General features: G+C 59.8%; 10 protein-coding genes. 3 read left to right on the top strand and 7 right to left on the bottom strand.

All coding sequences use genetic code 11. From position 1 onward, the window contains the following. Nucleotides 1-377, bottom strand: a 377-nt coding sequence (locus ACN0SO_RS26155; protein ID WP_417682677.1) for an alcohol dehydrogenase catalytic domain-containing protein, incomplete at its 3' end; no start/stop codon positions are given. A gap of 171 nt (nucleotides 378-548) precedes the next feature. Between ACN0SO_RS26155 and ACN0SO_RS26150 the strand changes: the two genes are divergently transcribed. Beyond that, entirely contained in the window at nucleotides 549-1,187 is a 639-nt protein-coding gene (locus tag ACN0SO_RS26150; protein ID WP_417682675.1) for a hypothetical protein, read from the top strand. 31 nt (nucleotides 1,188-1,218) lie between these two features. On the opposite strand, the gene ACN0SO_RS26145 is transcribed toward ACN0SO_RS26150, so the two are convergent. After that, nucleotides 1,219-2,256: a quinoprotein relay system zinc metallohydrolase 2 gene (locus tag ACN0SO_RS26145; RefSeq protein WP_417682673.1), complete on the bottom strand. Its 1,038-nt coding sequence runs from the start codon at nucleotides 2,254-2,256 to the stop codon at nucleotides 1,219-1,221. Between the two features lie 185 nt (nucleotides 2,257-2,441). On the opposite strand from ACN0SO_RS26145, the gene ACN0SO_RS26140 reads away from it, so the two are divergent. Further along, entirely contained in the window at nucleotides 2,442-3,302 is an 861-nt protein-coding gene (locus ACN0SO_RS26140; RefSeq protein WP_417682671.1) for a quinoprotein dehydrogenase-associated SoxYZ-like carrier, read from the top strand. A gap of 22 nt (nucleotides 3,303-3,324) precedes the next feature. On the opposite strand, the gene ACN0SO_RS26135 is transcribed toward ACN0SO_RS26140, so the two are convergent. The 5 genes from ACN0SO_RS26135 to ACN0SO_RS26115 all read right to left on the bottom strand — a co-directional run bounded on the left by ACN0SO_RS26135 (nucleotide 3,325) and on the right by ACN0SO_RS26115 (nucleotide 8,707). Next, entirely contained in the window at nucleotides 3,325-3,684 is a 360-nt protein-coding gene (locus ACN0SO_RS26135; RefSeq protein ID WP_417682669.1) for a hypothetical protein, read from the bottom strand. 32 nt (nucleotides 3,685-3,716) lie between these two features. Next, complete coding sequence (locus ACN0SO_RS26130; protein WP_417682667.1) at nucleotides 3,717-4,436, bottom strand: hypothetical protein; 720 nt, start codon at nucleotides 4,434-4,436, stop codon at nucleotides 3,717-3,719. 126 nt (nucleotides 4,437-4,562) lie between these two features. Next, a complete protein-coding gene (locus ACN0SO_RS26125) occupies nucleotides 4,563-6,809 on the bottom strand; it encodes a PAS-domain containing protein (RefSeq protein ID WP_417682665.1) in 2,247 nt (748 codons plus the stop codon). Next, nucleotides 6,806-7,975 carry an FIST N-terminal domain-containing protein gene (locus ACN0SO_RS26120; RefSeq protein ID WP_417682663.1) on the bottom strand — a complete coding sequence of 390 codons (1,170 nt, stop codon included), beginning with the start codon at nucleotides 7,973-7,975 and terminating at the stop codon, nucleotides 6,806-6,808. The genes ACN0SO_RS26125 and ACN0SO_RS26120 overlap by 4 nt, the downstream gene beginning before the upstream one ends. A gap of 6 nt (nucleotides 7,976-7,981) precedes the next feature. Next, nucleotides 7,982-8,707, bottom strand: coding sequence for a response regulator (locus ACN0SO_RS26115; protein WP_417682661.1), 726 nt, complete (start codon nucleotides 8,705-8,707; stop codon nucleotides 7,982-7,984). Nucleotides 8,708-9,054: 347 nt separating this feature from the next. Between ACN0SO_RS26115 and ACN0SO_RS26110 the strand changes: the two genes are divergently transcribed. Then, complete coding sequence (locus ACN0SO_RS26110) at nucleotides 9,055-9,321, top strand: hypothetical protein (RefSeq protein ID WP_417682659.1); 267 nt, start codon at nucleotides 9,055-9,057, stop codon at nucleotides 9,319-9,321. Nucleotides 9,322-9,407: the final 86 nt, after the last annotated feature.

Here is a 9,407-nt window from a genome sequence, read left to right as displayed (position 1 = left end):
GAGAAGCGCGACGAACCGTCGGGCATCAGGCCCTGGCCCTGGGTGACGCGGATCGACTGGCACAGGTTGGTCTTCGGATTGAGGCAGTACTCGCAGGTCCGGCATTCGGGCGTGTAGAGCGGAATGACGTGGTCGCCCGGCTTCAGCGTGGTCACGCCGGGTCCAACTTCGACGACGACACCGGCGCCTTCATGGCCGAGGATCGCCGGGAACAGCCCTTCCGGGTCGGCACCGGAAAGCGTGAATTCATCGGTATGGCAGATACCTGTGGCCTTTATCTCGACCAGAACCTCGAAGGCCTTCGGGCCTTCCAGGTTGACGGTCGTAATCTCCAGCGGCTTGCCTGCCCCGACGGCGACGGCTGCACGTGTCTGCATAAAACAGTCTCCACATTGTCCAGGATCCGCCATCATTTCACGCACGGGCGGACGTTATCCTTCGACTATAAGTGGACGGACTCTTCGAGCAATTGCGACCTTAGTGTGTGTTTTTCGACATGGACAAAACTTGGAGACCGGATAACCTTTCAGGCAGGGAGGAATGTCATCATGCGGAAATATTTATACGCACCATTTTTAATACTTACGTCTGCATTCCTGGGTGCGAATTCTTCGCTGATCGCAGACGCGGCCACGTTCAACGACCCGACATGGCCCTGCCAACAACGGAAGGTTGAACAGCTTTCTCTTGCGCTGATGTGGCCCAAGCCGCTGCCGGAGAATGCGTCAAGCGGAACCCCTGCCGAATTACCGCAGGATGCACGGGAACTCGCCGGCCAACTCGAACTCAGGCGCATTTCCCTGGAAGACGCTGACAAGCTCGTGGCGACCTTTGTCCAGGATCATCCGGATGCAACGGTGGACCTCATGGGCGAAATCTTCGCCGATGTGTTCGACCGGCTTGGCAAGACCCGGCACAAGATCATCACCGGTATCGGACGCTATTCCCAGAAGCAGATCGCGCTGTCGGAAAAGATCGACACAACGCGGAGTGAAATGGACAAGCTGATGGCCGCAAGCGAACCGGATTACGACAAGGTCGACAAGCTGGAAGAGGAACTCGATTGGGACCAGCGGGTCTACAAGGACCGCTCCAGGTCGCTGACCTATGTTTGCGAGACGCCGGTGCTGATCGAAAAGCGGCTTTATGCGCTGGCCCAGATCCTGTTGAAACACGCGCCCGAGTAAACCGCGCCGAAAGGCCGGGCAGGCCCGGGAGCTACTCCCACTCAAGCTCCGTATAGGCCTCCGTCGCGTTCCGCGTATTGAAGAGCTCGAACAGCTCCCAGGCCTCGGCTTCGCTGTGCGCGACATGTTTGACGGCGTCGCCGAGCCGCTCGCCATTTTTCAGCGCCTGACGGGTATCGGCTTCGAGCACCCCGAGATAACGACGCATGGGTGTCAGCGCCTCCTCCATTGTCAGAACAGGTCCGCCGTGACCGGGAACGATCCGTGAGGGCTTCAGCTCCGGCAGCAGCTCCAGAACGTGAAGCCAGCCTGTCAGTGATCCGTCGAGTGCCGGCATGTGCTGGTGAAAAACGAGATCGCCCGCAAACAGCGTGCCCGTGGCCGAATCCAGGACCGTGAGATCCGTTGTGGTATGGGCTGCCGGCCAGACGTTGAGGGTCAGTATCCGGCCTCCAAGGTCGATCTCCTGCGGAGCCGGTTCCGGCAGGGCCGGCCGGGTTCCCAGAAAACCGCGCTTGCCGATCAGATCCTCAAATCCGGTCAGATAGGACTGTTCCCGGTCCAGAAGCGCCCGGGAAAGCCCCGGATGACCGACGACCCTCGCACCGGTCTCAGCAAAAACGGAGGCGCCGAAGATGTGGTCCGGATGAACATGGGTCAGAATCACATGGCTGATCGGCAGGGGACTGCGCTGGCGAATCGCCCTGTAAAGGGCCTCGCCGACGGCCCGGGACCCTCCGGTATCGATGACCGCAATCGAGGTTTCCCCGATGATCACGCCGGCATTGGACACATCGCCGCGATTGGCCGGATCGGCTTCGGCAATCCTGCCGAGATGGACGAAGACGTTGTCAGCGATCTCCGTCAATTCGAGACCGTCCGCCATCGTCTGACAGTGTTTTTCACCGAGAACCAGCCCATCGGCGACCGTCCCCCGGTTTCGGATCGTGTCGCCGCTCACAACTGCCTCACATTCTGCACGCGTATCCGTTTCCAGACCCGGCGCAAGTTGCGGACGGCATATGTCGGGTTCCGCCATGAGACAAAGGGTGACGACAATCTCGAACATGGACCTCTGGGATTCCACGCGGTTCCGGACGAGCGCCGATCAGGGCGATCCGGTTTTCAGGGTCCGGCCACGATCCCAATCCCGGGCGCGCCGGGCAATACATCCTAAAGGCTCGGTTCGTGGACATGACGTTGCGTGATAAGGTGACAGATCCCGAGGTTCGCGAAAAAGGGCGCTGACTTGACATGACGGCTCTTCACAAAGTCACATTCCGTTCAGGGACACTCTTCGCCCTGGCAGTCGCTCTACCACTGGCAATGCCTTCGGTCGTCGAGCGCGCAAATGCGGCAGAGGATACCGAACAAAGCAATTCCCTGACCAACAAGGGGAGCTGGAGCGACCTGCGCGCCGATATCGTCGGCGACAAGGACCCGGCCGACGCCGACGGGATCGTTGATCTTACAGCCCCCTACCGTGCCCATGACGCTGCGACTGTTCCAATCAGCATCAAGCAGCCCGGACCGACCGCCCCTGCGATCGACAGCGCCACGCTGGTCATCGACGAAAACCCCGCGCCGGTCGCCGCTGAAATGACCTTCGGGACGGCCATGCACCCGCTCGATCTCGAACTCCGGGTGCGCGTCAATCAATATTCCAACGTCCGCCTCATCGCGCATACCGCGGACGGGCCGGTGATGACCGGACGCTTCGTCAAGGCGTCCGGCGGCTGTTCGGCACCGGCCACGAAGGATCCGGAGGTTGCCCTGTCGACGATGGGACAGATCCGGATCAAGTATTTCACCCCGGCAACCGAAGCGGCAAGCACACGGCGCGAAGCCCAGCTCATGATCCGGCATCCGAACTATTCCGGTTTACAGCGCAATCAGATGACCCAGCTGTTCATCCCCGCTCATTTCGTCGACCAGATCGAGGTGAAGCAGGGCGACGACCTGCTGTTTACCGTCAATGGCGGCATATCCCTGTCGGAAAATCCGGTGATCCGCTTCACCTATACGGACAACGGCGCAAAGGCGCTCAGCGTCCGCGCGGAGGATACGGAAGGGAATGTCTGGGAAAAGACCATCCCGAAGGAACCGGCAAGCTAGGGTACGGACCCGGGAACCTGCTCTAGAAGCAGAGAATATCCGCTTCCGCCTGGGCCCGGCGCACGGTCGCGACCAGCTCCTTTGCCATCGCCGTCGTCCTGAAGATGGACATGCGCTCACCGCCCACCTGCTGCAACGAGAGAACGGTCTCCGCTTCCACGTATTTGTCGTAAGGGACGATGGAGGCAATCACGTCGATCGAACAGGAGCAGCGACGAAGCACATCCTTGCTTCGCCCGTTCGTCGCCATGCACCCGAACACGTAGTCGGCGCGTGCTTCCGTCGGGTAGTCATTGTACCGATCGGCGGCGCTTTGCGCCTGGACCTCGCCGGCCGCACAGACCAGGAGAACGGATAGCACGGTCACTGTTCCAGCCCGCATGTCTCAACTTCCTTGTTGTCTGTACCGTGTGCTCAATCGACAGCCTCAGATGTCGCAAGCACGATCGAGCTGGAATAAACCGGGGCGTCGTCCTTCTCCGCGGTGCCCTGCGTGTTATCGGTACCCGAGCCCTTTTCCCCTCCGGCTTCCGCCTTCAGCTCGTAATACCAGCCGGGCACCTGTTCCGACATGGTGATCGTCAGCGCAAGGTCCCCGAAACCGTGCATTCTGTCCCGATTGGGATCGCCTTCGAACGGATGCAGCGTGACGGAGTGCGCCGGGACGTCATGCCCGTTGATGCGGATGGTCTCTTCGCGGATCGGCACCTGTTTCACCAGCGCGGCCTTGACCCGGTTACGGATATAATACGGGCTTCCCCCCGCTGTGCTCGCCATATCCCTGATAACGGTTTCGACAAAATACATGATCATCGGATTGCCGACCGTTGCCGGGAAAGACCCGACATTGCGGTGCTTGTCTCCCTGCCTGAATTTCAGTTCGGCCATTTCATCGGGCCCGAAGCTCAGACTGATGGTTCCGGTCTCCCGGGCGGCAAGCTCCTGGTTGTCCCGGGCAGAGACCTGACGCTCATAGTCGAGAACCGAAGTCCGGGAAATGCCGTCGAGCGTCCCCGTCTTGAAAAGCAGGTCATAGACCTCGGCGGCAAGCCCGGGCGCCGCCGTTCCGACGAGGACCAGCCAGGCCGCGAAAAGACCGAGAACCGGTATCCGGATCACCTGAAATCGAACCATGGCTTCCTCCCAGTGTCATTTTCGGCCCGTCTCGCAGACCCTGACGATCCGGGCAGACCTTGATGAAAGCCTATCCGGCTCTCCCGGTCTGTCACTGCAGACTTTTGTCTGCGTTTTGCCGCACCTTCACACCTGCGCCGGCCGCCGTGTCTTCCAGTCGATGAGGGGACGCAGCCGGGACAATTTCACCGGTTTGGTCAACACAGTGAAATTGTGGCGCTGGCTGTCCTCCGTCAGCGTCTCCTCCCGGCTGGCGGTAATCATGATGGCCGGAACCTCCGTGCCTGTTTCCTGCCTGACGGCCTGGATCGTCCTGATACCGTTATCGTCCCCATCGAGCTGGTAGTCGGCCAGAATAATGTCCGGTGCCATTCCGATTTCCCGCACCTGCTCCAGGGCCTCATGGGTAGATGCGGCGGTCAGAACGCTACCGCCCCAACTTTCGATTTTTCGGGTGGTCGCAAACAGCACGTCCGGATTGTTTTCGATAATCAGGACGATAAGGTCCATATCATCGAGCATGGTATGCCGGTCATCCGTCTCCCGGCGGCGCTCCTGATCCGGAGCAGCGACAACGGGAAGCGTGATCGAGAAAACGGACCCTTTGCCCGGCTCGGATTCCACGACAACCTCATGTCCCAATCGGCGGCATGCGCGATCGACGATGGAAAGGCCAAGCCCCATGCCGAAGCCGCCTCCGTTCGCCGATGCCCTTGTGAATTCGGAAAAAATCCGCGGCTGATCCTCCATGGAGATGCCGACACCGGTGTCCCAGACCTCCAGGACCACTTCCGCGCCTTTTCGGCGGCACCCGGCCAGCACACGCCCTTTGTCGGTATACTGGATGGCATTGACGACCAGGTTCTGGATCGAGCGAAGCAGGTAACGCTGATCGCTTGAGACCCACAGGCTGCAGGGCACGATGTCGAGGCGGATATCCTTCTCCTCGGCCAGCCGCGTGTAGTCTTCCTTGACCGAATTCAGCAAGTCGCCGATGCAGAAGCTGGTGACCGTCATCTCCGTCCCGGTCGATTCCAGCCGCGAAATATCGAGCAGCGCATGTAGCAGGGATTCGATCGAGTTGAAGGATCGTTCCAGACGCAACACCGTGTCGGCCAGAGGCGTATCCTGCGCGCCTTCGCTCATGGTCGAAATCAGCAGCTTTGCCGCATTGATCGGCTGCAGCAGGTCGTGACTGGCCGCGGCGAAAAACTTCGTCTTCGACGACATGGCTTCCTCAGCCTGCTCCTTCGCAAGGCGCAGCTGTTCGTCGACGATTGCCTGTTCTTCGTTCTGCCGGCGCAAGCGCTCGTTCGCCTGCGTCAGTTCCAGCGTTCGTTCACGGACCCGCTGTTCCAGCAATGCCGTCGTCTGCGTTTCGGCGGTAATGTCCATCACATTCATGATGAAGCCCTGGTCGGGCAGGCCGTGAACCCGGATGTTCAGTATATCGCCGCTGATATGGCGCACCTTCTTTTCCAGCCCCTTGCCGGCGCGAACGGTCGCCACCCAGTTGCCGAGCTCTTCCCCCGGCGTCATGCTCTCAAGGAGCTTGTGCTTGACGATAAACTCCAGGGTCTGGTTGAAGGCCGTCCCCTTGCGCACGAGAGACATCGGTAGCCGGAGGAGTTCCCGGAAACGTTCGTTATGGATGAGCAGCGTGCCTTCGGCGGAAAAGGTGCACACGCCTTGGGTCATATGATCGAATGCGCCCTGGAGGAAGACCGCCTGTTCGTCGATCAGCCGATCCTTTTCCAGACGGTTCTGCCGGACGATGCTGGTGATCTCGGTCGACAGAAGCACGATCTTGCTCGACGACGCGGTTTTATGGGTGATCTGGAACCAGCGGTCGTTTCGCAAGCCCACAACGGACGGATAGGTCGTATCGATGCCGTTCCCTGACCGGACCGCTCTCCGGTACGCCCCGTTTTCCGATGTCGCCCGGGAAACCACGTCCTTGCTCATCCTCAGGGCCTCGAAATAGTCGCCGATATCGAGACCCGAGACGATCTCTTCGGCGATGTCGGGCACCATGGCCTTGAACTGGTCGTTGCAGATTTCCAGCCTGCCTTCGGTGAAGAGCGCAAAGCCTCCCTCCATCGAATCCAGCGCATCCGCAAGATTGCGTTCGGTCTGTTCGCGCGCATATTCGGCAATCTTCAGCTGACTGCTGGCACGGCCGAGCGTATCGAGCGCCTTTTCAAGATCCCTGGTCTTCTCCCAGACCTCGCCTTGCAGGGTGATGGCGGACTGGAACAGGGAATAGGCCGAACTGCCCACGTCGTGCTCCCGGCTGGCACGCTGAATGAGCGCCTCGATGATCTTTTCCTGACGCTCGACCTGCTGTTCCAGAGGTTCGCTCGGATCGATCAAAACAACAAATCCCCCGTCGGCGGATAAAAGGCGACGCCCACGAAAGTCTGGTTCACATGGACGCCGAGATGCTGTTCGCCGTAGGTGTTGAAGCCGAAGACACGATGCTTGCACAGGATATCGGACGCATCTTCGACGAGGTCGTTCTGTTCGATTTCGAGCCGCCTCAGGTAACAATCGAAGCCGAGGATGAAATCCGGGTTGTTGCCTTTGCTGCACCTGATATCGAGACCGGTCTCCAGCGTTTCCAGGATCTCCGTGCCCTGCCCAAGGGTCAGGACCAGACCGTCGTCGATGGCCGACAGGAACCACAGACCGTCATTGTCGGCAACCTGCTGGATGGCGCGCACGTGCCAGCTCTTGCCGTTGCGGACGAGTACGGGATTTTCGGCAAAGACCTTCGGCGACAACTCGGAAACCTGACACCCCACGTAGCGTGCATATTCGCGGGCCGCGGGCGCACCGTTGATTTCCAGAACGAGGCGCTCCTCCGGAATAGCCCGCGTCACCACCATCCGCTTGGCGGTCGGCAGGAAATGGTCGAAACCGAGCGCCCTGAAGCACAGATCCGTTTCCAGGAGCAGGAGGAGTGCCGCATCGCTGTGGGCCTCTCCCTCATGCAGCACAAAGGTTTCGTCGAAGGCCAGACCGTGTCCGGCTGATCCTCCGAACACCGGGACATCCCCCAGCCCCGCGTTCAATGCGGCAACGAGAAGATCTTCCTGCTTGGACAGGCCATCGGCAAAAACGAGTGCAACGCGTTTCCAGTTGGCCGTGTGCGGAAACCGGGACGCCAGCATGCGCGCCTGAGCGGCGGTCCGTTCGATGGAGGCCCGCCGCAGCGGCTTGATCAGGGTCGACGAGCACCGGAAATGCCGCCTCGGGAAGGCGATCATCATCAGGGCGTCGTCTTCGTAACCCAGGGTCGTGATCTGCCCTGCCGTGGAACAGCCGAATACCGTGGTCGAGGGAAGAATGGACGCGATTTCCTGCGCAACCGCGGCCGGCTCGAGATGGTCGGGAACGAACACGAGAACAAAACACGTCGCATGGGTCGCAAAGCCCATCGACGCTTCGCGAACGGCGGCTTCCGGGGTCCGGGCATGAGAAACCCCGACCTTGACCGTGAGTGGCTGGCCGGCCTTGTTGATGGACTGGATGTTCATTGCCACCTAGCTCAACAAGGCTCGGGCATCGCCATTTGAAAGATGGGCCCCGCCGTCGATGCTCGCACTTTTCACCAGAATGGCCGCCTGGGTCCGGTTGTTGACCCCAAGCCGGCGCAACAGCGCCGTGATATGCGCCTTGACGGTGGCCTCGGCGAGCGACAACTCGTAGGCGATCTGCTTGTTCGGCTTGCCTGCGCAGATCAGTTTCATGATCCGGTTCTGCTGCGGTGTCAGGTCCGCAATCTTATGCGCGATCTGCTGGGCAGACAGGTCCGACGGGTTCGGCCGTTTCGGCAGCGCATAGCCGGGCGGCAGGAACCGGCGCCCCTCCCGGATCTCCATCAGCGCCTGCTGAAACACCTTGTGCGACGCATCCTTCGGAATGAACCCTGCCGCACCCGCGGTCATCAGCGTGGTGACGGTCTCTTCCGACGATTCCGCGGAAATCACCAGGACCGGAACATCGGGCAACCTGTCCTTCACCTTCAGAATGCCGCTGAGCCCGGTGACGTCCGGAAGTTTGAGGTCCAGCATCACGAGATCCGGTTGAAACCGCGCCCCGACCAGGCGCAAGCCTTCCTTCAACGAGGTCGCCTTTTTCACCGATTTCGATCGAAACAGTTTTTCAAGTGTTGCGGCGAGTGCATCGCAATATAACGGATGGTCATCGATCACCAAAATCGATTTAATGACCACGTGTTCTTGCGGATCGCATTTTTTATTGCTCATCCGTCTACCTCCTCCCGAGAGGAAAAAACAGTAACAATCAGTTACCGGCGAATGCAAGGCAGCTGTAATCAATATTGACTGGCGGTTAAGTTAATTGATCGTGAAATTACGACTTAAGTATCGGTTTTTGCTCAACCACCGGCAGCATCCGGCGCCTTCCAGCCAAACTGCTCCCCCTGTGGGCGGAAAGGGCCAAAATCGCCTCGTTCGAACCGGTAACCCCGGAAAGCAGGTTTCAGGACACAAAGCCCGACCTGAAGCTTCAGACATGAAAGGGACTGTCGGCGTCAAAGCCGGTCACATATGTCCCGATCAACTCTCTTTGGTACCCGGCCTCGAAATGTGCTATGCGCCAGCAAAACACCATCGGGAATGAACCAGTGAGCGAACTGACCGTAGCGGATGCAACGAACCGTATTTATCAATCCCTCGAGGCGGACAATCAGGACATTGACCTGCATATCGCGGAACTCAAGGACGCGATGAAACGTGAGGGCCTTAAAGAAGCCCTTCTGGATCCGGCCAGGCTCGCCCAGAACAACCGCTCCGGCCGCAAGCTGCTGCAGGCCTATTTTCGCCAGCGCGGCGTGAAGGTCGCATTTGCGTCTTCCTGACGCGAAGCGGACATCGGGCCGCCGGCGACCGGTCACACCTCCGATCCGGCCCGATCTCTTCGAACCAGTCGATCATTCACATGCCA

Origin of the sequence: Roseibium sp., from assembly GCF_048260565.1 — a bacterium.
Classification (GTDB): domain Bacteria; phylum Pseudomonadota; class Alphaproteobacteria; order Rhizobiales; family Stappiaceae; genus Roseibium.
The sequence above is the reverse complement of the archived record's forward strand: the minus strand, read 5'-3'. Positions and strand labels throughout refer to the sequence as shown.